This is a genomic window from Hydrogenophaga intermedia (assembly GCF_023715105.1).
Taxonomy (GTDB): Bacteria; Pseudomonadota; Gammaproteobacteria; order Burkholderiales; family Burkholderiaceae_C; genus Hydrogenophaga; species Hydrogenophaga intermedia_A.
Map to the genome: position 1 here is coordinate 19,329 of NZ_JAMBNO010000022.1, position 23,912 is coordinate 43,240.

At 59.4% G+C, this 23,912-nt stretch carries 16 protein-coding genes; 11 read left to right on the forward strand and 5 right to left on the reverse strand.

What is annotated here, in order from left to right; all coding sequences use genetic code 11:
- The first annotated feature begins 239 nt into the window (after positions 1-239).
- The 11 genes from M3149_RS18310 (at position 240) to M3149_RS18360 (ending at position 17,593) form a co-directional block, all read left to right on the forward strand.
- The gene (locus M3149_RS18310; protein ID WP_251710928.1) at positions 240-839 is read left to right on the forward strand and encodes a hypothetical protein; all 600 of its coding nucleotides are present in this window, start codon (positions 240-242) and stop codon (positions 837-839) included.
- On the forward strand, positions 836-1,933 hold the full coding sequence (locus M3149_RS18315) for a relaxase/mobilization nuclease domain-containing protein (protein ID WP_251710929.1): 1,098 nt from the start codon (positions 836-838) through the stop codon (positions 1,931-1,933). Before M3149_RS18310 ends, M3149_RS18315 begins: the two co-directional genes overlap by 4 nt.
- 360 nt (positions 1,934-2,293) lie before the next feature.
- Positions 2,294-2,503: a hypothetical protein gene (locus M3149_RS18320; protein WP_251710930.1), complete on the forward strand. Its 210-nt coding sequence runs from the start codon at positions 2,294-2,296 to the stop codon at positions 2,501-2,503.
- Positions 2,490-5,762: a helicase-related protein gene (locus M3149_RS18325; RefSeq protein WP_251710931.1), complete on the forward strand. Its 3,273-nt coding sequence runs from the start codon at positions 2,490-2,492 to the stop codon at positions 5,760-5,762. Before M3149_RS18320 ends, M3149_RS18325 begins: the two co-directional genes overlap by 14 nt.
- A complete protein-coding gene (locus M3149_RS18330; protein WP_251710932.1) occupies positions 5,759-6,436 on the forward strand; it encodes a DUF4391 domain-containing protein in 678 nt (225 codons plus the stop codon). The genes M3149_RS18325 and M3149_RS18330 overlap by 4 nt, the downstream gene beginning before the upstream one ends.
- Positions 6,437-6,452: 16 nt before the next feature.
- Positions 6,453-7,868: an SIR2 family protein gene (locus M3149_RS18335; RefSeq protein WP_251710933.1), complete on the forward strand. Its 1,416-nt coding sequence runs from the start codon at positions 6,453-6,455 to the stop codon at positions 7,866-7,868.
- Positions 7,865-9,985, forward strand: coding sequence for an ATP-binding protein (locus M3149_RS18340; RefSeq protein ID WP_251710934.1), 2,121 nt, complete (start codon positions 7,865-7,867; stop codon positions 9,983-9,985). Before M3149_RS18335 ends, M3149_RS18340 begins: the two co-directional genes overlap by 4 nt.
- Positions 9,982-11,388, forward strand: a complete 1,407-nt coding sequence (locus tag M3149_RS18345; RefSeq protein ID WP_251710935.1) for a DUF2130 domain-containing protein — start codon at positions 9,982-9,984, stop codon at positions 11,386-11,388. The genes M3149_RS18340 and M3149_RS18345 overlap by 4 nt, the downstream gene beginning before the upstream one ends.
- A gap of 4 nt (positions 11,389-11,392) precedes the next feature.
- Complete coding sequence (locus M3149_RS18350) at positions 11,393-13,417, forward strand: site-specific DNA-methyltransferase (protein WP_251710936.1); 2,025 nt, start codon at positions 11,393-11,395, stop codon at positions 13,415-13,417.
- Between the two features lie 10 nt (positions 13,418-13,427).
- The gene (locus M3149_RS18355) at positions 13,428-16,502 is read left to right on the forward strand and encodes a type III restriction-modification system endonuclease (RefSeq protein ID WP_251710937.1); all 3,075 of its coding nucleotides are present in this window, start codon (positions 13,428-13,430) and stop codon (positions 16,500-16,502) included.
- Positions 16,499-17,593 (forward strand): hypothetical protein, encoded by a 1,095-nt coding sequence (locus M3149_RS18360; RefSeq protein ID WP_251710938.1) that lies wholly within the window; start codon positions 16,499-16,501, stop codon positions 17,591-17,593. The genes M3149_RS18355 and M3149_RS18360 overlap by 4 nt, the downstream gene beginning before the upstream one ends.
- A 22-nt stretch (positions 17,594-17,615) precedes the next feature.
- Here M3149_RS18360 and M3149_RS18365 read toward each other — a convergent pair whose 3' ends face one another.
- From M3149_RS18365 to virB11, 5 genes are read right to left on the reverse strand one after another with little or no spacing between them, the layout of a single operon-like run.
- Entirely contained in the window at positions 17,616-18,878 is a 1,263-nt protein-coding gene (locus M3149_RS18365; RefSeq protein ID WP_251710939.1) for a DUF1173 domain-containing protein, read from the reverse strand.
- Between the two features lie 10 nt (positions 18,879-18,888).
- Positions 18,889-20,058: an LPD7 domain-containing protein gene (locus tag M3149_RS18370; protein WP_251710940.1), complete on the reverse strand. Its 1,170-nt coding sequence runs from the start codon at positions 20,056-20,058 to the stop codon at positions 18,889-18,891.
- Between the two features lie 37 nt (positions 20,059-20,095).
- Positions 20,096-20,737, reverse strand: coding sequence for an OmpA family protein (locus tag M3149_RS18375; protein ID WP_251710941.1), 642 nt, complete (start codon positions 20,735-20,737; stop codon positions 20,096-20,098).
- The gene (locus tag M3149_RS18380) at positions 20,734-22,773 is read right to left on the reverse strand and encodes a type IV secretory system conjugative DNA transfer family protein (RefSeq protein WP_251710942.1); all 2,040 of its coding nucleotides are present in this window, start codon (positions 22,771-22,773) and stop codon (positions 20,734-20,736) included. The genes M3149_RS18375 and M3149_RS18380 overlap by 4 nt, the downstream gene beginning before the upstream one ends.
- Positions 22,770-23,912 carry a P-type DNA transfer ATPase VirB11 gene (gene virB11, locus M3149_RS18385; RefSeq protein WP_251710943.1) on the reverse strand — a complete coding sequence of 381 codons (1,143 nt, stop codon included), beginning with the start codon at positions 23,910-23,912 and terminating at the stop codon, positions 22,770-22,772. Before virB11 ends, M3149_RS18380 begins: the two co-directional genes overlap by 4 nt.

The following is a 23,912-nucleotide window of genomic DNA, read 5'->3' on the forward strand; positions in this document are numbered from 1 at the left end:
GTGCGCTGGCTGTTCAACCTGTGCAGTTGCTGCGCACTTTCTGTTCAGTCGTGTGATGGGTGCCTTGCGTTGTGACCCATCTTCGACCCTCCTGCTGCCCTTTCACGCGCTGGATTTGGACCCAAATCCAGCAGCTCAAGAGCCTTGGTTCGGGCCAATACTGGGTTCATGGTGAGTGCAGAGATAGGCGGCCTGCCGCCGGTTTCACAAGCGCTCCGCGCCCCTCCAGTCGTCGGCCCATGAACACCCCAACACACGACTTCGTCACGGTTGAAATGCGCGGCTTGAAGGCCGCGCTGGTGGCCCGTGCGCAGGCGCAACGGGTCAGCGTCTCGGAGATGGTGCGCAGCGCTGTGGCGCGCAATCTGGGTCTTTCGGTGGTCGAAGGTGAGCCTCAAAGCGTGGAGGTGCCCCATGGCGTTGGGCGCGCTGCCAGCGTCAAGCTGTCGATCCGCATGACAGCCGAGGAGGCCGCTCAATTGGCTGCTGGTGCCCGAGCCGCAGGCCTGTCGCGCGGTGCCTACCTGGCCGGTCTGGTGGCCCACGTACCGGTGTTGGCAGGCGGTGCCAGCCGCGTTGAGCACATCGCTGTTTTGAGTGAATCCACCGCAGAGCTCGCCACCCTCAGCCGCAATCTCCACCTGCTGAGCACGCTGCTGCGCCGAGGCGAAGACGAGTCCTCCAGGCCGCTGCGCTTGAAGCTCGACACCCTGGCGCGCGATGTGCGCCAGCACCTCGACCTCGCTTCCAGCGCGCTCGCTGACCTGCAGCCGCGCCGCCCCGCCAACGCAGAACCAAGGGGCTGCACCCGGCCCGGAAACCGAAGGAGCCCCCCATGAAATCGCCATCTGGCCAACTTCGCTCGTCTTCGCGAGCGTCAGTCCAAGGTCATTCGTACGGAGCCAACACGCCTCAGAACCCCTCGCTCGACGGCATCCTCATCACCTGGGGCGACCGCCTGTTCTATCCGGGCAACCGCCTCGTCCAGGTTCGGCCCCAGCCCAAGCTGGGCGCTTCGGGCGCGCACCAGCGAGCCAACGCCATCCGCCAGCGCATCGAAGCCACCGTTGTTCGGCGTGCCCCGCAGGTCATGGTCAAGGTTACCGGGGGAGGGCGGAGCATGGCGGCCATAACGGCGCACTTCCGCTACATCAGCAAAAACGGGCGGCTGGAGATCGAAGACCAGCGTGGGGAGACCCTGCAAGGCAAAGACAGCCTGCACCACTTGGCCGATGAGTGGCGCATGGGCGGCGCGCGCATCCCAGACGACGCCGAGCCAGGCCAGCGGCGCGAGGCCTTCAACATCATGCTGTCTATGCCTCGTGGCACCGATCCACTGATCGTGCAGCGCGCCGCGCGTGACTTTGCGCGGGCCGAACTGGCCGGCCACAAATACGTGATGGTGCTGCACGACCACCAGGCCAACCCGCACGTGCACATCAGTGTGCGTGCGGTATCCAGGCTGGGCAAGCGCCTCAACCCGCGCAAGAACGACCTGCACCGCTGGCGAGAAACCTTCGCTGAAAATCTGCGAGGCTATGGCGTCGAGGCCGAGGCAACCCGGCAAACCACGCGCGGCCAACATCGCCAGCCCGATCCGTTGTGGCGCTTGAAGGCCCGGGAAGAAGGGCGCCTGCGCCGCACGCCATCAACCAAACAAAGCGAAGCGCAGAACCATCCGGCGAGGAAGGCGGCTGTTGATGCCTGGGTGCAAATCGGTCTGGCGTTGGCCCAATCGGGGGATGCAGCTGACCGGCAATTGGCCGCGCATGTCGCCAGGTTCGTCAAAGAGATGACCGATACCCAGCCGGGTGTGCCGGAGCGGAGCCCCGTACGCTCGGAGCCAACGGTCCAGCTCCCATCACAGAAATCCGAACTTCAACCGAATCTGCAGCCGCAGACCCTGCCGAGAGACATCGGACTGAATCGATAAAGGCGACCTGTCGGCTCGGCGTGAAATTGCGCTGGAGCCCGCTGAACCCTCAACCTTTTTTCAGCTCCATCGCCGCCTTGTGCTCGGCTTCGAAGTCCATGCCCAAGTTCATACCGGGATCGATCTGATGGAACGCCGCGTACATGATGGACAGCAGGTGCAGGCCCGAGAACTAGCCGGGCCTTCAGGCTGTACTTCTGTTCCGGGTTGTTGATGTCCAGGCCCTGGTTGCCCAATGGGCTTCGACTATGCCCGAACAGATATACCTTGAGCCCAGCAGATCCGTCTCCCAAGGCCCCGAACTTGCAGTCATTCAAGACGCAGTACATTTGCAGGACAAGACAATTTGGGTGCAAAACCATGAAACGACTAAAGGATGAGACCTTGTCTATCCGCACGTCAGCTGACATCAAGCAAATGCTGAGGCTGGCAGCGGAGCGGGAGCACCGCTCAGTCGCTTCCATGGTTGAGGTTCTGGTTCTGGCCTATGCGAAAGAGCATGGTTTAGATGCAGAGCCTGAAGCGCAAATCAACGCTGGGGAGCGGAAGAAGAAACATGGAACTGATTGACAACATCACCCGGTTGCTGGGTGACGACCTCAAAGCGACGCTGAAGCCCAAGTCACGGCTCAAGATCGCCGCCTCGTGCTTCTCGATGTACGCTTTCGAAGCCCTGAAGGCCGAGCTGGAGAAGATCGACGAACTCAGCTTCATCTTCACCTCGCCCACTTTTACGGCCAGCGAGGTCACCGACAAGATTCGCAAAGAGCGCAAGGAATTCCACATCCCCAAGCTCGACCGTGAACGCAGCCTGTACGGCAGCGAGTTCGAGATTCAGCTGCGCAACAAGCTGAACCAGCGCGCTATTGCCAAGGAGTGCGCCGACTGGATACGCCGCAAAGCTCATTTCAAGAGCAACCGCACCAAGGCTCCCATGCAGCCCTTCGCCGTGGTCCAGGCCAATGGCGCAGACACCGCCTACATGCCGCTCCACGGCTTCACAGCAGTGGATCTGGGCTACCAGCAAGGCAACGCCGTGTCCAACCTCGTCAACAAGATGGACGAGCCCGCCTTTGCCGCCACCTACCTCAGCCTGTTCGACCAGATTTGGAACGACCCAGAGAAGCTGGAGGACGTGACTGCGCAGATTTGCGAACACATCGCCTCGGTGTACCAAGAGAATTCGCCCGAGAGCATCTACTTCTTGATGCTCTACAACATCTTCAACGAGTTCCTGGACGAGATCGACGAGGACGTACTCCCCAACGACCGCACCGGCTACCAGGACACGCTGATCTGGAAGAAGCTCTTCAACTACCAGCAGGACGCAGCCACCGGCATCATCAACAAGCTGGAAACCTACAGTGGTTGCATCCTGGCCGACAGCGTGGGCTTGGGCAAAACGTTCACGGCGCTGGCCGTGGTCAAGTACTACGAGCTGCGAAACAAGTCGGTGTTGGTGCTGTGCCCGAAGAAGCTGGCCGACAACTGGCTCAACTACAACCGCAACCTCAAGACCAACATCTTCGCCAAGGATCGGTTCAACTATGACGTCCTTTGCCACACCGACCTCAGCCGCACCAGCGGTGAATCCTTCGGCACGCCGCTGAACCGGATCAACTGGGGCAACTATGACCTCGTGGTCATCGACGAGTCCCACAACTTCCGCAACAACGACGCCTTCAAGGAGAAGGAGACGCGCTACCAGAAGTTGATGAACAAGGTCATCAAGGAAGGGGTGAAGACCAAAGTGCTGATGCTCTCAGCCACCCCGGTCAACAACCGCTTTGCCGACCTACGCAATCAGCTGGCGCTGGCCTACGAGGGGGACTCGGAAAACCTCAGCAAGAAGCTCAAGACCGGCAAAACCGTTGAAGAGATTTTCCGCGGGGCACAAGGTTCGTTCAATGCTTGGGCCAAACTGCCTCCGGCCGAGCGCACCGCACGGGCCATCCTCGACTCCCTGGACTTCGACTTCTTTGAGCTGCTGGACAGCGTGACCATCGCGCGCTCGCGAAAGCACATCCAGACCTTCTACGACACCAAGGATATCGGGCAGTTTCCTGAACGCAGAAAGCCGCTGACCTTTCAGTCTCCGCTGACCGCCCGGACCGATGTGATGGGCTTCAACGGCATCTTCGAACAGCTTTCCCTGCTCAAACTCGCGGTCTACGCCCCGATCAGCTACATCCTGCCCAGCCGCCTGAAAAAGTACGAAGACATGTACGACACCCAGGTGGGGTCGGGCAAAGGCACGTTGCGGCAGATTGATCGCGAGCGCAGCTTGCAGGCGCTCATGGTGACCAACCTGCTAAAGCGCCTGGAAAGCTCCGTCCAGTCGTTCAGGCTCACGTTGGAGTCCCTGCGGGCCAACCACACGAACACACTGGGCAAGATCAACGCTTTCCAGCAGAACGGCCAGGTCACCCTGGTTGGCGACCTCACTGAGGCACTGGAAGGACTGGACGCCGAAGAGGACGACATCTCCTTCCAGGGGGACGAAGAGATTGGCGGCAAGGTCAAGATCAACCTGGCGGACATGGACTTGCCCTCGTGGAAACACGAATTGCAGGCCGACCTGAAGGTGATCGACGACCTTTTGGCCATCATGCACCGCGTCACGCCCGAGGACGACGCCAAGCTCCAACACCTGAAGGCCCATGTGCTGGAGAAGATCGCCAACCCGATCAACCCCGGCAACAAGAAGGTGCTGATCTTCACCGCCTTCGCAGACACGGCCGACTACCTCTATGCCAACCTCGCCCCCGTGCTGCTAGAAGCCCACGGCTTGCACACCGCCAAGGTGACTGGAAAGGGCGCCCCCAAGTCCACGCTGAAGAAGGGCTACGACTTCCAGGAGCTGCTGACACTGTTCTCCCCACGCTCAAAAGAAAAGGCCGTGGTACTGCCGGGTGAGCCCGCCGAGGTGGACTTGCTGATCGGCACGGACTGCATCTCTGAAGGCCAGAACCTTCAGGACTGCGACTACCTCATCAACTACGACATCCACTGGAACCCAGTCCGAATCATCCAGCGATTTGGCCGTGTGGACCGCATCGGTTCGCCCAACACCAGCATCCAGCTGGTCAACTACTGGCCGGACATAACCCTCGACGAGTACATCAACCTCAAGGATCGGGTGGAGAGCCGCATGATGATTGCGGACGTGACCGCCACCGGTGACGACAACGTGCTCTCTGCCCAGGCCAACGACGTGTCGTACCGAAAGGAGCAACTGCGTCGCCTGCAAGAGGAAGTCATCGAACTGGAAGACCTGAAGACCGGCGTGTCCATCACCGACCTCGGCCTCAACGACTTTCGCATGGACTTGCTCAACTACGTCAAGGAACATGGCGAGCTGCGCAACGTGCCCAACGGCATGCATGCCGTGGTGCCCGCCAAGCCTGCCATGGGCTTGCACCCTGGCGTCATCTTCACGCTGCGCAACCTCAACACGGGCGTCAACGTCAACCAGCACAACCGGCTGCACCCGTACTACCTTGTCTACATCGACCGGGCTGGCAAAGTGGTGCACGACCACACCGAGGTGAAGCGCCTGCTGGACTTGGCCCGCACTTGCTGCAAAGGTCAGGACAAACCCATCCCGCAAGCAACCCTGATCTTCAACGAAGAGACCGCCGAGGGCCGACAGATGCAGGTGTACTCAGACCTGCTGGGCAAGGCCATTCGCACCATGATCGAGGTCAAGGAAGAGAAGGACTTGGACAGCCTGTTCACCGGCGGCAAGACCACGGCGCTGACCAACACCATCTCCGGCCTGGACGACTTCGAACTCATCACCTTCCTGGTGATCCAGGAGGCGGGATGAGCGGCCTGTTCGCGTACCCCAAGCAAGCCGAATTCGACCGCACGCTGCCCAAGAACAAGATTTACGAGCACAGCGGCGCCAACACCCGCTTGAGGGATTTGTTCGTTGAGCAGGTGGAGAAGATCGTCTGGCGCTACAAGCTGGCCCCGGAAACGATCAACCTGGCCGCGAAGCCGGGCGTGCCGGAAATTCAAGTCTTCGCCATCCAGCTCAAGACGTCAGAACTGCACCGTGACGTCCTCCGTTGCATCGACGGTGCCATCCAGTTCCCCATCATCTTTGAACTGACTCACGGCCAAGGAGTCGAAGCCAGATCGCAGGTCGTCGGCGCCTACAAGCGCCCCAGCGAAACGGATCCTGCCAGCTGGGTGTGCTCCGATTACTTCGAGTCAGTCTGGACGCCCGCAGCGGCTGTGCGCGCATCGCTGCCGCTGGCCCTAGACCTTGGTGGGCTCTATGAGCAGCTACTCCGCCGGCTGGCGCCAGTCACCGCCAGGCCCGGCGAGCCCCTGCACGACTTGGTGGCGCGGGCAGAAAAGGTCACAGCTAAAGAACGAGAAGTCGCAAAAACCGAGGCCCGCCTTGCCAAAGAGAAGCAATTCAATCGCAAAGTGGAAATCAACTCCACACTGAGTCAACTCAAAGCTGAACTTCAATCATTAACTGCACGATAGCGGAGGAGAAATTGAGATGACGGAAGAAATTGATACGACAAATATGGCTCATGCTGCTGACGTGGCGCCCGAATGCAAGAATATCCTCAAGGTTCGTGATGACCCAATTCCAGCATGGTTTTCTGGAGGCAATGGGAAATACAAGCTCAAGGAAAATACTGAAGTTTCATGGCTGAGCAAGAACGAATTCAGCAATAAAGACCTTCGCCAACGTATTGAGCCGTGGCTGACATCGCTGTTTCAATCTGAGCATCTCTCACTCCTAGCCGGCTCGGGTCTGACCCATGCAGTGCACTACTTGGCCGCCCAGAAAGGCGCTGCTGGCATGGGTGCCTTGACGTTGAGCAACCATCAAGCCGTAATCAATCAGGCTGCTGAAAAGGCTTCTGTAGCGGCCGGGCGTAAGAAGGGCAACTTGGAAGATCAACTTCGAGTTGCCAACGAGTTGCTGCGAGGTCTTGAGATTCTGCAAAAGAACGATGAGGCCAAAGCCCTGCGCAAGGAACTTCAGACGGGCATGCTGGCTTTCGCCCAATCGATCCTAGCGAGCGAAGCGGGCATTGCCACTTCAGGTCACGAGCAGCGCGAGCATGCCTTCAACACCCTCGTCACCTTCCTGATGAGTTTCGCCAGCCGCACTGGCGTGCGCGATCGGCTGAACATATTCACCACCAACTACGACCGGCTGATCGAGGCTGGGGCCGAGTTGGCCGGGCTGCACCTGCTGGACCGCTTCCTGGGCAAGCTGATGCCGGTCTTTCGCTCCTCGCGCCTGGATCTGGACATGCACTACAACCCGCCTGGCATTCGTGGCGAGCCGCGCTATTTGGAAGGCGTGGCCCGCTACACCAAGCTGCACGGCTCGGTGGACTGGGTGCAGACAGACAAAGACATTCGCCGTATCGGATTGCCGTTTGGTGCTGCCAGTGTTGAACCCTATTTGCAGGCACCGGGCCTGTGTGGAGTGTCAGCGCACGAACTGATGATCTACCCCAACGCAGCAAAGGACAGGGAAACTGCTGACTACCCCTATGTGGAGTTATTCCGCGACCTCGCAGCTGCGGTGTGCCGCCCGAACAGCACACTGGTGACCTACGGCTACAGCTTTGGCGATGAGCACATTAACCGAGTCATCCGTGACATGCTCACGATCCCATCGACGCATCTGGTCGTGATCTCGTATGACGACCCATTGGGCCGGATCATGCAGACCTACCAAGAGCTGGGTCGGCCCTCCCAGATCAGCCTGTTGATCGGCCCGGCATTGGCAGACTTGACCATGCTGACCGAGCATTTCCTGCCCAAGCCGGCCATCGACAAGACCACTTTCCGCATGAGTGAGCTGCTCAAGCAGCGCATGGGGACAGAGCCGCAAGCGGCCAAAGGTGCAGCACTGGAAGCAGGTGCCTCCGATGGGGGTGATCTCGTATGAGTATGTCCCCCCTGGCTTATGCCGACTCATTGCGCATCGGCACCATCGACTTTGTGTCGCCCGACGAGATCAAAGTGCTGCTCGACATCGAGGCGCCCGATGGCGTGGCGCTCAATACCGGCACGCCGCGTCCCTTCCCGCGCATTAATGGCTATGTGCTGATTCCCAGTGACGAAGGGCACTTGGTCGCCCAGGTTGAGTGGATCACCATCGAGCGTTCGCAATACCCCAAGCGCAAAGGCATGCAGGACTTCGGTCTGTTGGACTTGCCCTATCCGCTGCGCAAGATGAGCCTAAACCCCCTAGGGGTGCTCGCCTATGAGCGCGAAGACGCAAACGGCAGCGACGTTTTTCGCTTCCGGCGCGGTGTCGAAAGTTATCCGACAGTTGGCGATGCAGTACTGCTGCCCACACAAAATCAGCTGCGTGCCATCGTAGAGTCAGGCGAAAACCGCCATGTGCTGATCGGCACGAGCCCATTGGCCGCCAATGCAGAGGTCAAGATTGACCCGGATCGGCTGTTCGGCCGCCATCTGGCCGTGCTGGGTAACACAGGCAGTGGCAAGTCATGCTCTGTTGCAGGCTTGATCCGTTGGTCGATGGACGAGGCTCGCAAAGCTCGTGGCGGCGCAGACCCCAATGCCCGCTTCATCGTGCTTGACCCCAATGGCGAATACGCCAACACCTTCAGAGACATGAGCAAGGTGCGGGTGTTCGCCGTCGAGCCCAGCGAAGGCGTGGGGCAACTGCAAATCCCGCTGTGGTTCTGGAACAGCGCCGAATGGAGTGCGTTTACGCAGGCCAGCGCAAAGACCCAGCGACCAACCTTAGTACAGGCGTTGCGATCAGTCCGTGACGGCGTGTTCGGTGCCACGGTCACGCCTAGCCATGAAATGCGGCGCTATCTACGCACCTTGGTCAGTATCTTGCAACTAGAGCGCAACGCCGGTAGTCCTTGGGGTAAGTTTCCACAGCCCAAAGGATTCTTTGAAAAGCTGAAGAAGTGGCAGGAGGGTTTAGCTTCTCAGGACTCATTCTCAGACGACGAAAAAGCGTCACTCAGTGCTGTCCGAGACGAGCTCACTAGCTTGATCAATGCGCGCGCCGGTCAATACCCGACCTACGAGTTCACGCGTGGCGAAGTTAACGAACTCTTGTCGTTGCTCCAGTCCGCGCACGCCAATTTCGGCGGCAGCGACACCGACATCCTGCCCATTGACGCCGATGTGCCACGTCCGTTTACCGGCGACCAGCTTCTCCGCAGCGTCGAAGGCACAGCTGAGCTGCTCGGCGTCTCCGAGTACGTAGAAACCATGCAGATGCGCATTCGCACTCTGCTGTCAGACAACCGCATGAAAGTCGTCTCGGGTACCGCCCAGGACCTCACGCTGGATGACTGGCTGGGCAGCTACATCGGTGACGACCAGGCATCCAACGGCTCGGTCACCATCATCGACCTCTCGTTGGTGCCCGCCGAGGTGGTGCACATCATTACGGCTGTGATCGCCCGCATGACGTTGGAGGCGCTTCAACGCTATCGCAAACTGCATCATGGCAAGACCTTGCCTACCGTGCTGGTGATGGAAGAGGCACACACCTTCATCAAGCGTTACCACGACGACGCAGAAAATCAGAACTCGGCTGCTATTTGTTGTCAAGTATTCGAGAAGATCGCCCGAGAAGGGCGCAAGTTTGGACTCGGCCTGGTGCTGTCATCTCAGCGTCCAAGCGAACTGTCACCTACTGTGCTGTCCCAGTGCAACAGCTATCTGCTGCACCGAATCAGCAACGACCGAGACCAGGAGCTTGTCCACAAACTGGTACCGGACAACCTGCGTGGGCTGCTCCGCGACTTGCCGTCTTTGCCGTCCCGCCATGCCATCCTGCTTGGCTGGGCGTCAGAGCTGCCCGTACTGGTGCAGATGATCGCTCTGCCCGAGCAACATCGTCCGAAATCCGACGACCCAGATTTCTGGGCGGTCTGGTCAGGCAAGAACCGCGATGGAGAGGCGATTAAGCGTTGCGTCAACTGGAAGGCCATCGCGGATGACTGGCAACAAATGTCGGCAACACAACCAGAAGCCGCTACTCCGAATAGTGAGGAGCAACTCAAATGAATGAAATCATCTGCCCCCACTGCCACAAAGCCTTCAAGATTGACGAGGCCGGCTATGCAGACATCCTCAAGCAAGTGCGCGACAGCGCGTTCGAGCAGCAGTTGCACGAAAGGCTGGAGCTGGCCGAGAAGGACAAGCAAAGTGCGGTCGAGCTGGCCAAGGCTCGGTTGACCAGCGAGCTGCAGAAAGCCGCGGCTGTCAAGGATGCTGAAATTCAGGCCTTGCAAGCCAAGGTGACCTCAGCCAACCAGGAGCAACAACTGGCGGTGGCCCACGCACTGAGCAGTGCTGAGAAAGAGCGCGACGCGCTGGCCCACCAGTTGGAGCAAGTCAAGCGCGACAACCAAGCCGCCGCTGCACTGGCGCAAGCACAACGCATGGCTGATCTGCAACAGGCCGCTGCCGCCAGCGCCGCAGAAATACAAGCCCTGCGGGCGCAACTGGATGCCGCCACCAAGGACCAGCAACTGGCCGTCAACCAAGCTTTGAGCACGGTTGAAAAGCAGCGGGATGAGTTCAAAAGCCGTTTTGAACAAGCGCAGCTGGAGAAGCGCCTTGCCGAGCAGTCGCTCAAAGAAAAGTACGAACTCCAGATCAAGGAGCGCGAAGACGCCATCGAACGCCTGAAAGACCTCAAGGTCAAGCTCTCCACCAAGATGGTGGGCGAAACCCTGGAGCAGCACTGCGAAACAGAGTTCAACCGCCTCCGCGCCATGGCCTTTCCCCGCGCGTACTTTGAAAAGGACAACGACGCTAGCAGCGGCAGCAAGGGTGACTACATCTTCAAAGATTCAGACGACGCGGGCACCGAGATCGTGTCGATCATGTTCGAAATGAAGAATGAAAACGACACAACTGCCACCAAGAAAAGGAACGAAGATTTCTTCAAGGAGCTGGACAAAGACCGCTCCGAAAAGGGCTGCGAATATGCCGTACTGGTCTCATTGCTAGAGCCCGAGAGCGAGCTCTACAACACAGGCATCATCGACGTGTCGCACCGCTTTCCAAAGATGTACGTAGTGCGCCCACAGTTCTTCCTTCCCATCATCACGCTGCTGCGCAACGCGGCCTTGAACTCGCTCAAGTACAAGACCGAGCTGGCCTTGGTGAAGTCACAGAACATCGACATCACCAACTTTGAAAACCAGCTGGATAGCTTCAAGGAGGCATTTGGCAAGAACTACGACTTGGCTTCGCGACGTTTTCTAACGGCAATCGACGAAATCGACAAGTCAATAGACCACCTGCAGAAGACCAAAGAAGCCTTGCTCGGCGCCGACCGCAACCTGCGGCTGGCCAACGACAAAGCGCAGGATGTGACGATCAAGAAACTGACCCGGGGCAACCCCACCATGGCCGCCAAGTTTGCCGAGCTGAAGCAAGCGGCCAAAGACACGGAATAACAACATGGAAAAACTTAAGATGCACTCGCCCAACCTCACGCAAGTCAACATCGCCCGCATTCGCGATCTGTTTCCGGGCTGCATAACCGAGGCCAGGGACAGCAACGGCAGCGTGAAGCTCGCAGTGGACTTCGACCAGTTGCGACAAGAACTGACTGAGTCGATCGTCGAGGGGCCACAGGAACGCTACCACCTGAACTGGCCTGGCAAGCGTGAGGCATTGCTGACTGCTAATGCGCCGATTGCAAAGACGCTTCGGCCCAGACGGGAAGAAAGCGTGGGCTTTGACAACACAAAGAGTCTGTTCATTGAGGGCGATAACCTGGATGCGCTGAAGCTCTTGCAAGAAACGTATCTGGGCAAGGTGAAGATGATTTACATCGATCCGCCGTACAACACGGGCAATGATTTCATCTATGACGATGACTTCTCGGTGACGGCTGATGACTTTCTAAAGCAATCCAATCAAAAGGATGAATCTGGAAACCGCCTTGTGGCCAACACCGAGTCCAATGGACGATTCCATTCAGATTGGCTTTCAATGATGTATCCGCGACTGAAGCTGGCATCAAGTTTACTGCGCGATGACGGCATCGTGTTTGTTCATATTGACGACAACGAAGTAGATTCACTCGGAAAGCTGTGCACTGAGGTATTCGGCGAGGATAACTTTGTAAATATTATTACAGTCAAGACAAAGGTGGGAGGAGTTTCCGGAAGCTCGGAGGGTAAGAGCCTCAAGGACACCACGGAATTTATCTGGGCTTTTGCAAAGAACAAAGAGAACCTTCAGCTGAATCCGGTCTATATAAAGACGAAGTTGTCGGATCGGATTCGTGCCTATGAGCAAGATGGAAAGAGCTGGAAGTACACCTCCATTATCACCAAGTTGGCAGACAAAATTTTAATAAAGGAGGATGCCAGTAAAGGCGTACGTTTCTTCGGCTACAAGACCCTTGAAACAATGTCAATCCAAGCTTTCGCGAGAGCAAATAGGCTTACGGAGGAAGATGTTTATAACCAGTACGCGGACAAGATTTTCCGCACAACCAATGCCCAAAGTAGTGTAAGACAAACAGTCATCAAGGAGACAAGAAATACAGATTTCCCGATGTACGGGTGTGAGTATTCGCCAATAAAAGGACGGAACGAGGGAACGGTCATCGAGGTCCTATACAAAACGGGATCCACGAGTGATCAAAGAAACATGGTTATGTTTCTTTCGGATGTCGTTCAGAAGATTGATGGTGTCTATTACTACCTGGATAAGATTGGGTCGCTTTGGGATGACATCGACTACAACAACCTCACCAAAGAAGGGAATATTGAGTTCCCAAATGGAAAAAAACCAATAAGACTTTTGCAGCGAATGATTGCGCTGGCCTCCGCAGGTGATGATCTCATCCTCGACTTCTTTGCCGGGAGTGGAAGTACCGCGCATGCTGTTATGCAGCAGAACGCTGAAGATGGGAACAATCGCCGCTTCATTTTGGTTCAGTTGCCAGAGAATTGTGACCAAGAGGGGTTTTCCAAGATATCAGATATCAGCAAAGAGAGATTGCGGCGATCAGGCAAGCAGGTTTTGGAAGGAAAGAGCAGCGAGGGCTGGCGCCGGGACGTTGGTTTCCGTGCTGTGCAGGTCGACACTTCAAATTTGTCCGATGTTTATTACGCGCCAGATCAGTATCAAATTGGCCAAATCGACCTGTTGGTAGACAACATCAAGCCCGACCGCACGCCGGAGGACCTGTTGTTCCAAGTGATGCTCGATTGGGGCGTCGACCTTGCGCTGCCTATCGCCAAGCAAGCCATCCAGGGCAAGGACGTTTTCCTGGTCGACGGCAATGCACTGGCCGCGTGCTTCGACGGTCACGGCGGTGTCGATGAAGACTTCGTGAAAGAGCTGGCCAAGGTACAGCCACTGCGCGCCGTGTTCCGCGACGCGGGCTTCAAAGACAGCTCGGTCAAGATCAACGTGGAGCAAATCTTCAAGCTGCTATCGCCTGCCACCGAAGTGAAGTGCATCTGAAGGGCTGGCGATGAAACTCAAGTTCAAGACCCAGGCCTACCAGTCTGCGGCGGTGCAAGCCGTGGTGGACTGCTTCAAGGGCCAGCCACCCGAATCAGCGGAGGCCATCAGCTATCGCATCGACCCCGGTCGCGCAGCACGTGGACAAACCTTGGGCACTACGCTGGGCACCGAGGACGGCTTCAAGAACGGGGACCTTGCGCTGACCGACCTGGCTTTGCTGGACAACATCCAGCAGGTGCAGCGCGGCCAAAACCTGCCCGTGTCCGACACGCTGGTGAAGAACAAGGTCGCCCGCGTCAACCTCGATGTGGAGATGGAAACGGGCACGGGCAAGACCTACTGCTACATCAAGACCATCTTCGAGCTCAACCGCCTCTATGGCTGGAGCAAGTTCATCATCGTCGTGCCCAGCATCGCCATCCGTGAGGGCGTGGCCAAGTCGCTCGAGATCACCGCCGAGCACTTCCTGGAGACCTATCAGAAGAAGGCGCGCTTCTTCATCTACAACTCCAAGCAGCTGCACCACCTGGAGAGCTTTTCGTCGGATGCTGGCATCAACGTCATGGTCATCAACGTGCAGGCCTTTGCCGCGCGTGGGGCAGACAACCGTCGAATCTACGAGGTGCTGGACGACTTCCAGTCGCGCCGCCCGATTGATGTCATCAGCGCGAACCGGCCCATCCTGATCCTGGACGAGCCGCAAAAGATGGAAGGCGCGCAGACCTTGAAGTCCTTGGAGGAGTTCAAGGCCTTGATGGTGCTGCGCTACTCGGCCACGCACAAGACAACGCACAACAAGATTCACCGACTGGACGCGCTGGACGCCTACAACCAGAAGCTGGTGAAGAAGATCGCCGTGCGCGGCATCGCGGTGAAGGGCCTGGCGGGCACTGCGGGCTACCTGTACCTGCAATCCATCGAAATTTCGAGCAAGAAGCCGCCCGAGGCCCGCGTCGAGTTCGAGCAGAAGCTGGCAGGCGGCAACATCAAGCGCGTGGTCAAGAAGCTGTCCAAGGGCGACAACCTCTTTTCAGGCGGCTTCTCGAACGGGTTAGACCAGTACCGCGACGGCTTCGTGGTGTCGGACATCAACGCCAACACCGACACCCTGAGCTTCACCAACGGGCTTCAGTTGACGGTGGGTGATGCCACCGGCGACGTGACTGAGGCCGCACTGCGCCGCATCCAGATTCGCGAGGCAATCAAGGCCCACTTCGACAAGGAGCAGGCCTTGTTCCAGCAGGGCGTAAAGGTCCTGACGCTGTACTTCATCGACGAGGTGGCCAAGTACCGCGACTACTCGCAGCCAGACGAGAAAGGCGAGTACGCCCGCATCTTCGAGGAGGAATACAACCTATACCTCAATGAGATGCTGGACCTGGACGAGACGGCTTACGTCAAGTACCTCAAGGGCATCACCGCCGAAAAGACCCACAGCGGCTACTTCTCTATCGACAAGAAGACCAAGCGCGACGTTGATCCTGACATAGAGAAACGCGGCGAAAACGCGGGCCTTTCCAACGACGTGGAGGCCTACGACCTTATTCTTCGCAAGAAAGAGCAACTGCTCAGTCTCGCCGAGCCAGTGCGCTTCATCTTCTCCCATTCGGCGCTGCGCGAAGGTTGGGACAACCCCAACGTGTTCGTCATCTGCGCGCTCAAGCACAGCGACAACACGATCTCCCGCCGTCAGGAAGTCGGCCGGGGTCTGCGCCTGTCCGTCAACCAGCACGGCGACCGCATGGACCATCCGGCCATCGTCCACGATGTGAACGTGCTCACGGTGGTGGCCAGCGAGAGCTACAAGGACTTCGTTGCGGCACTGCAGAAGGACATCAGTGACTCGCTGTCTGCCCGTCCGAAGGTGGCAGACGAAGCCTTCTTCACTGGCAAGGTGTTGAAGACGGTCACCGGCGACGTGGAAGTCACCCCGCAGGTGGCCAAGCAAATCTACAAGTACCTGCTCAAGAACGACTACACCGATGATGCCGACCGCATCACTGGCACGTATCACGACGCGAAGAAGGCCGAGACCTTGGCCGAACTGCCGCCTGAACTGAAGCCTTATGCGGCGCAGGTCTACCAGCTGATCGACAGCGTGTTCAGCGCCAGCCAGTTGCCGGAGATCGGCGACGACCGCCGCCCCAAGAAGAACCCGCTCAACGCCAACTTCGACAAGCAAGAGTTCAAAGCCCTTTGGAGCCGCATCAACCGCAAGGCGGCCTACAGCGTCAGCTTCGAAGAGGCCGAGCTGGTCCAGAAGGCCGTGGCCGTGCTGAACGACAAAGACGCGGGCCTTCGTGTCACCCCGTTGCAGTACACGATCCAGCGCGGCGAGCAGACCGAGGCCGTCACCTACGACGGCATCAAGTCCGGTGAAGCGTTCAAGCTCAAGGCCACGGAAACTGAGGTCAACCGCCTGTCGGTGCACTCGGCCGTCAAATACGACCTGATCGGCAAGCTGGCCGAAGGCACACAGCTAACCCGGCGCACGATTGCCGAGATCCTGAAGTGCATGAACGTCGCGGTCTTCGCGCAGTTTAAGACCAACCCCGAGAGCTTTATCGCTGAAGCCATCCGCCTGATCAACGAGCAGAAGGCCACGGTCATCATCGAGCACTTGGCCTATGACCCGGTGGAAGACAAGTTCGACCTCGACATCTTCACGGCCGGCCTGACCAAGCAGGACTTCAGCAAGGCTGGCGACAAGCTGCAGCGCCATATCTACGACTACGTTCTGACCGACTCCAACGTCGAACGCCAGTTTGTGAAGGAGTTGGACACCAGCGGCGATGTCGTGGTCTACGCCAAGTTGCCCCGAGGCTTTCTGATCCCCACGCCGGTAGGTGACTACAACCCCGACTGGGCCATTTCTTTCAAGGAAGGCGCGGTCAAGCACGTCTACTTCGTGGCCGAGACCAAGGGCACCATGTCTTCCATGGAGCTGCGCGAGATCGAGAGAACCAAGATCAAGTGCGCCCGCAAGTTCTTCGACGACATCAATCAGAAATTCGCCCCTGAGCAGGTCAGGTACGACGTGGTGGACAGCTTCGGCAAGTTGATGGAACTGGTGAAGCAATGACCACGGATAGCGAGTTGGGAGACCGCGAGGGGGATGAGCCCAAGAAGAAGGGGTTTGATCTCAGCAGCCTCTTGAAGCATGTTGCCGAGGTCGATACCCCTATTGGGAAGCTGTATCTGTTCCCTTTGCGTACTTCAGACCTTCAAGCTTTTGGTGCACTGCCCAAGACAAATCACGTTGATCGCGCGAGGCAGTTTTTGCCGTGCATCGCTAGTCTGTATTCTGACTACGGGTTGAAGCACGAGCGTGTTGGCATCACGCCGGACCATGCCTCCAGTCTGTCCGACGAAATGGTCGAAGCCATCGCTGAGGCCTTTGTCTCGTCGAATGGTGTTCGATCCGTCCGCGAAGGTGGAAAGGACCGTGCGCCCATCGTGAGGGAGGCGGATGAACCTGCGACGGCATATCTGGGCAGGCTCATGCACGGTGAGATTGAGGAACAGGCAAACCTATTCAAGAAGCTGCGTGAACAGGCTCTCGGCTCAACGCATGGAATCTTCGATCAGATGCGGAAAGCCAGCCAAGCACTCGGCGATACCCGGCAGCAGTTTGAGCGACTGACAAGGGCCAGCGCTTTTCCCTCCACTGGTATTTCTCCTTCAATTGAAGCCAGGTCACTGGAGTTGAGCAACCACCTGGCCGAACACAACGCTAGATCGGCGCGTGAACGGTCTGAAGACCGCGAGATGGTGAGGCTGACTGGGCAGATGACAGCGCAGTCTGCTGAGACCCTCCAAGAGCTTGCTGCTGCGGCCAGCACGATGTTGGAGAAACTCGACCAACGTGACGACGAGTCCAAACGAACGACCAAAATTCAGCTTTGGATTGCTGTGGGATCCGTGGCAATCGCTGCCGCGTTAGCCGGGGCCTCTTTCCTTCAAGATTGGTTCAACAACAAGTCGGGCGATGACTGGCAAGCGAAAGTCCTGGATGAGTTGAAGGTGTCCAACTCGCGATCCTCAAAGCTGGAAGGCGAGAATGCCGACCTGCGGCAAAAGGTGGAAGACTTGAGATCGGCCGTGAGAGCGCTTGAAAGCAAACCCACCTTGCCGATTTCTTCACCTTCGCAGAAAGCAAAGAAGAAGGAATGAAGTAGCTGCTAAGGCGATTCACCTACTGGCGGTTGCCGAGGGTTTCGGCGACCAAGCGCTTCTTCGGTAGCGGGGGCATGGCTTCGGATTCTGGATACCAGACCCAGCTCTGCAACGGGTCGGATGGGTCACTGGGTTCAATGTGTCCCGACATATCCATGGCAGTCCTCACTTCGCGTGTTAATCGGAGAAAGCAGGGGTCGTCGCCTGTATCAATGAGGGTCGCGTTGGCCACAGGTATCGTTGCAGGAAGGTTGTATCGCAGGCCTTTTCTGAAAGTGCGCCCTTGGCTCACCAATCGGTCCACGAGCTGTTCTTCAAATGCGTTTTCTACGGGCACCCAGTGCTGCGTGACGGACATCAGCGACAGTTCCGAGACGACTGGCAATCCTGTCTCAGCGACTCTGAACGTGGCGATGATCATCATGTGTATGTGGTCGGAGGAACTCCAAAGCGCAAGCTCCGTCTCGAAGCGCCTTCCCAGCCTTCGGTAGAGTTGTTGATCCAGTGCAAAAGCCTGGTCAGGAACATGCTTCAACACGGCTTTGAAGCCATAGCGCGCCGGCACGATTTCTTTGACCTCACCAATCAACAGCAACAGGCACTGCGGCCTGCCGGGTGCAGATAGGGCTTGTAACCATTGCGCAGATCGCCTGGCATTGATCGCATCGCGCTGGTCAAGAAAGAACGTTTCGGGAATGTACAAGCGCGAGCGCAGCGAATCGCCTCGTGCGATCTTGTCATCCGCCGCCGACAGCAGCTGCCTGCGCACCGTCCCCCAGGTTCGTTTGCCCGCGAAGCCCGGATGCCACTTCGTCAGTTCGGCCTGGTCCCACAGGTAGTGGAGCAGGCCGCGGAGAGAGAGCTTAGTGCCGTCAGTGGCGACGCTTTCACTCTCTTCCCCTGCCAGTGGCGTCTGTGAGCGGCCTGGCATCTTGGTCAGAGAAAAGCCCAGCCGCAAGCTGGTTTGGCCGGTGGCGGGGTCTTCGTTGATAGCGGTGCCCAGCAATTGACCCAGACCTGAAACATCGGCCGGTGGCTCGTAGGAGGGACAGTCGTAGGCATGGCGATAGCCAGTGTCGGGCATGCGTTTGACAATGAAGCCCCCGCAAGGCCCTGCAAGGCGTGCCACGTACATCTCGACGCCTTGTGGAACGCAAAGACAAAGTGGCCGCTGGCGGGTGGCATGGGCTTCTGCGATGGCTTCGGCGAAGCCGGGCGCGCCTTTCATCCAGCGCCGACCACCGATGTCATACGCCATGTATGGCACGTCATCGCTGAGCATCCTGACACCCTCACCGTACGGGCGCTGCCCGTTCACGGGTGCGCTGTTGTTCTTGCTTGGGTACTACGGCTGGGCGCTGGGACGGTGCGTTCTTGTCGTAGACCTTGACCTTGAGGGTGTGGCCGTCGCGGATGCGTTGGGCCAGCTTTTCGGTGGCAGCTGCCATGATGGCCATACGCTGCTTCTCGGGCACGCGATTGGCAACCAGAATGGCCTCAACGGCAGCCAACACGGCTTTGCGTCCACCGCTTCCACGGCCCGCAGGTTTGTCGCCGGGTGCGCTACCCTGGCTGGCGTTCGTTTCCCGGCCTGGTTCGATGCGGTTGACTTGGCGCAGCTCGCGTTCCACCTTGAGGCGTTCCAGGTCGGCCGAGTTGGGTTCGTAGCCCAGTGTTTTCACGCCGCGTGCGGCGGCTTCCAGCCACACCAGGCGTTTGAAGTCCTCATTGCCGGACACCCGCAGGGAATGCCAGTTGCGGGCCTCGGCGACGTCCACCATGGACCGTGCCACAGACGGGCTGTTGGTTTCTGTGGCCAGTCGGAAGGTGGATTCGGTGAAAGCGACACGCGAGGTATCGCCCTTGAACCGGTACTCGGTCAGGCCGATCTTGACGTCACCCACGGTGACCGGAGCCCGTTTGATGAGGTAGCGGTCCAGCAAGGAGGCTTCGAGCTTGGCCACCAAGGCGGCGCGTTCGGCCTGGGCATCCATTCGCGCTGAGGCTTGCAGATCAGTGGTCTCTTGCGCCATTGGCTCCTTTTGCGTCGAAGGCAGGGGGATGTCGTTGGTGGGCGGCTGCTGTGAGCTGGGCTCTGGGCTGGTTGTCGCCCGTGGGATGGCTTGCCCGTCGCGTTTTGGCTCGCGCGGCTCTTCGCGCTGCCACTGGCCATCCACCTTGTGTATGAAGGACCTTTGTTCCCTTGCATCCAGCACCACGAAGCGGTTGGCGCCGAGCTGATCGGCTTTGGCCACTATTTCCTGGAGACGGTCACTGCGGTAGGTGAGGTCGGTGAAGGGGTCGCGCAGTTCGTAGCGCTCGCCTGGCTCGGGTTCGGGCGCCTGAAACGTCCGGATGGCCACCGGAGCGCGGTTGGCGGGTTCCACCGTGCCGCCCTGCGAAGTTGGGGCATCCGGAATGGACCGGCTCACACGTTGGGCGGGGGCATTGCTGTCGTCCATGGAAACCTCCTGGGGTTGGAGCTTGCTGGCGGATGGGTCAGGGCTGCTGCTGTGCTGTTTGTTGGGCAATGGGCAGGGTGCGGTACACCTCGATCTCGACCCGGCGGTTGAGGTTGCGGCCCTGGGGGTTGCGGTTGTCGGCCAGGTGGTCGCCGCTGGGTTGATGGGTGGTGCGGATTCGGGAGGGGTCCACGCCGGAGGCAACCAGGTAGTCGCGAACCGCGTTGGCTCGAGCCTGAGCTATTCGGCTTTCGGCAGATGAGTCCGCCGTGCCATCGGTGCGCCCTCGCAACAGTACGAGCGGCGCGACTTTGGCTTCCTCCACCAGTGCCGATGCCTCAGCCGTTGGGATGGACACCTGCGTGCTGTTGAAAGCGAAGTGGACGATGCGCAGGCTGTTGGCCGCTGCTTTCTCCTGGATCGACGCCAACAGTTGTTGACGAGCCGCCATTTGGGCCAACGTGGCGGCCGTTGTCTCGGCCAGGCGGCTGGATTCGGTGGCCAGGATGCGGGTGTTTTGCAGATCGTTCTTGCAGACCTGCAACTCGACGGCCATTTGCGCGTTGGCGGGTCGCTTCTGGGATTCGTCCACCGTGGGTGGCTTGGGCGGCGAGCTGCAGGCAACCAGCGTCAAACTCAGTAGGCTGGTCCATACGAAGCGATTGAATGGGGCGGTCATGGGCGTTCTCCTGTGATCTCCACCTGAGGTCCACCTTCCTCAGCAGACAGGGGTGGGGCTGTGGTGCTTTCGTCGGTTGCGTCTTCGTTGGCGGGCTCGATCGATCCACCTCCGTCTTGAAGTGCCTTGCTCTGGTCAAAGGGGTCGAGCAGGGCGTCGGCCGCTCTGTCGGCTGGACCGTTCAGAACCTCAGGTGCCAACTGGATGTCGTGGGCCAGCGCCTCGCAGTCCAGGGTGTGCATTTCGGGCGGAAGATCGTCATCGGCGTAACACCAGCGTTGCTGGACCTTGGCCTGGTGCAGGTCCATGTTCATCCGGGGCACCGCTGGGGCAGGGCGCAGGCGGGCTTGAAACACCTTGTCCCGGTGATAACGGATCTTTTCGCCGAGGATCGGTTTGCAGTTCTCGAAGATCACCACCAGCCGCTCGCGTCCCAGTTCCTTGAACTCCTGCGGCAGCAGCAGGGCGCGGCGTTGCTCGCTTTCGTTGCGGCTGACGGTGCTGTGGCCGTGTCCGCTGAAAGAACGGCTGCGACCGCGTGAGGTGGCGCGCTCGGTGAAGTGGCCGAGCATGGCGCTGTATTCGTCGGCGTCGCGCTGCTCACGGGGCGCAAAGAGGATCTGCATGCCGTGGTTGGTGGCGAAGGTGCGGGCTTCTTTGTCGCCGTAGACCGCGTCCAGCTGCGACATGGCCTGCACCACCGTGAGCAGGCGCAGGTTGTAGCCAGCCAGGAAGGCAGCAGAGTGGGTGATGACACCCACGCGGCCCATGGCGGTGAACTCGTCGTTGACCAGCAGGCATTGAAACCGGAGGCTGGGGTCTTGTTCGGGCAGATGCTGGGTGTTCAGGCTGACCAGCTGCGAGAAGAACAGGTTGAGCAAGGGGCGGGCATTGGCCAGGCGGTGCGGCGGAATGCGCACATAGACCGACATGCGCTGGCGCCGCAGGTCTTCGAGCCGGAAGTCGTCGGCGCTGGTGGCGGCATCGACCACCGCATCGGCAAAGATGGTGAGCGGCGCATGGAAGGTGGCGACCACGCTGGACAGGGTGTTCTCGGAATTGCTCAGCAAGCGCTGCAGCGCATCGACGCATTCGTCGGTAAGCGGATTGCCTTGTTCGCGGCGTTGGGCGATCTGACTGCCCAGGTGGTCTTTCAGCGGCTGGCCTTTGCCAGAAGACTGGCGCAACAGCTCACCCACGGTACGAGGCAGCTCGGGAGTTTCCAGCAGCAACAGGCCCAGGCCCAGAAACAGGTTGCGCGCCTGGTCGTTGAAGAAGGCTTCGGACGAGGTGCCGCTGCCGTCGTTGGGAAAGAACACCTGGCCGATACCCAGCAGGTCGCCGACCCGGTGCAGCGGGCTGGTGCGAACCGCCGTCATCGGGTTCCAGCGGTGGCTGCGGGCCTGTTCGTTGAACGGGGAGAAGGCGTAGACCGGCTGGCCGTGGGCGGCGCGGTAGCCCGCCGTGATGGCGTGGTTTTCACCTTTGATGTCGAGCACGACCACGGAGTCGGGCCAGTTGAGCAGGTTGGGAATCACCACACCCACACCCTTGCCGCTGCGGGTGGGGGCGGACAACATCACCGACAACTGGCCGGGCAGGGCGAGATACCGGCCTTTGAATCGTCCGATGAGGATGCTCGGGGTTTCAGGGTTTTTGGCCGAATCAACAAGCCCAGCGCGGGCCACCTCGCCAGCCGAGGCGAAACGCGCGTCGCCATGCAATGCGCGGCGTGGCCGGGCCGCTGCGATGAGCGCGCCGGGTAGGAAGACCAGCAAGCCAGCGCCGGACAGGGCCATGGCGGTGAACAGTCGCTGGCGCAAAACAGCATCGTCTGAATAGAGCTGCCAGTAGGTGGTGATGCTGCTCCACCGGGCCTGCCTGGGGTCGGCCTTGCTGAGCAGCAAAAACAACACTCCCGAGACGTAGACCGCCGCACAGAGCAGGGCAGCGGCCATGACCGCTGCAAAGGCGCCTGCGGCAACCCGTCGGCCCAAGGACCAGGCGGTGAAGGGCAAGGCCAATGCCTGGCTCATGATGGCAGCCCCTCGCTCGCGGCAGCGCTGGGCTCTTGCAGGGTGCTGGCGCGCTGCGGGTTGAGACTGGCGGCATGGTGCCTGCGGCGGGGTTCGTAGGCCACATCGGCGATGAAGCGGCCCCGTTCGTCCCGGTCGAACTGCACGATGACATCGATCACGATGCGCAGCAGGCCTTTGATCTCATCGATGCGCAGGCCGCCACCCGCGCCGCTTTCGCGGATCATCAGCGACATCTGTTCCAGCGCCAGATCGCAACTGCCGGCGTGCACGCTGGTGATGCTGCCCGGGTGGCCTGAGGCGGCGAGCCGGATGAAGGAGAAACACTCTTCACCGCGCAACTCGGCCAGGAAGATGCGGTCGGGCTTCATGCGCAAGCAGGCTTCAAGCAGAGACTTGGCGGTGACCCGGGCCATGCCCTGGGCGTCCTTGCTGTAGAACAGGTGGACCACGTTGGGGTGGTTGGGCAAGGTGAGTTCGGCCGTGTCCTGGATGGTGATCAGGCGCTCGTGTTTCGGCACTTCTTCAACCAGACCTTTCATGAAGGTGGTCTTGCCCGAGCCGGTTTTTCCGCTGACCACGATGGTGCGGTGATGCCGCACGGCCAGGCGCAAGAAGTCGGCGTGTCGGCCAGCGGCCTTCAAGGCCAGCAGTTCGCGCTCAAAGGGCTGCAGGCCGTCGTTGTTCTCCGGGATCGGTGCGGCGGCTTTTTCACCCACGCGGCCGAACAAGCCGTCTTGCTCGAAGTCACTCAGGCGGAGCACCACATTCGACGGCTTGCGGATGGTGATGGACACGGTGCCGCGTGGCACAGCGGGCGGTATGGCGAACTGGATGCGCTCGCCGGTGGGCAGCGTGGCCGACAGCAGCGGGCGTTCCTGGTTGATCTGCTGGTCGCAGTAGGTGGCCAGCGCCGTGGCCAGGGACAGGCAACGCTCCTGCGTCATGGCCGGTGCGTTGACCGCTTGCCAACCATGGACCATTTCCACCTGCAGCTCGCCGGGGCGGTTCACGCAGACCTCCAGCACGCCTGGAGCGTCCAGCTGTTCGCGCAACGGGCGCAGGAACTCCACCACCGAGGTGGCGTCGCCGCACCAGCCGTCGAGCGGGTCTTCTTCAATGCCGGGCAGGGTGTTCAT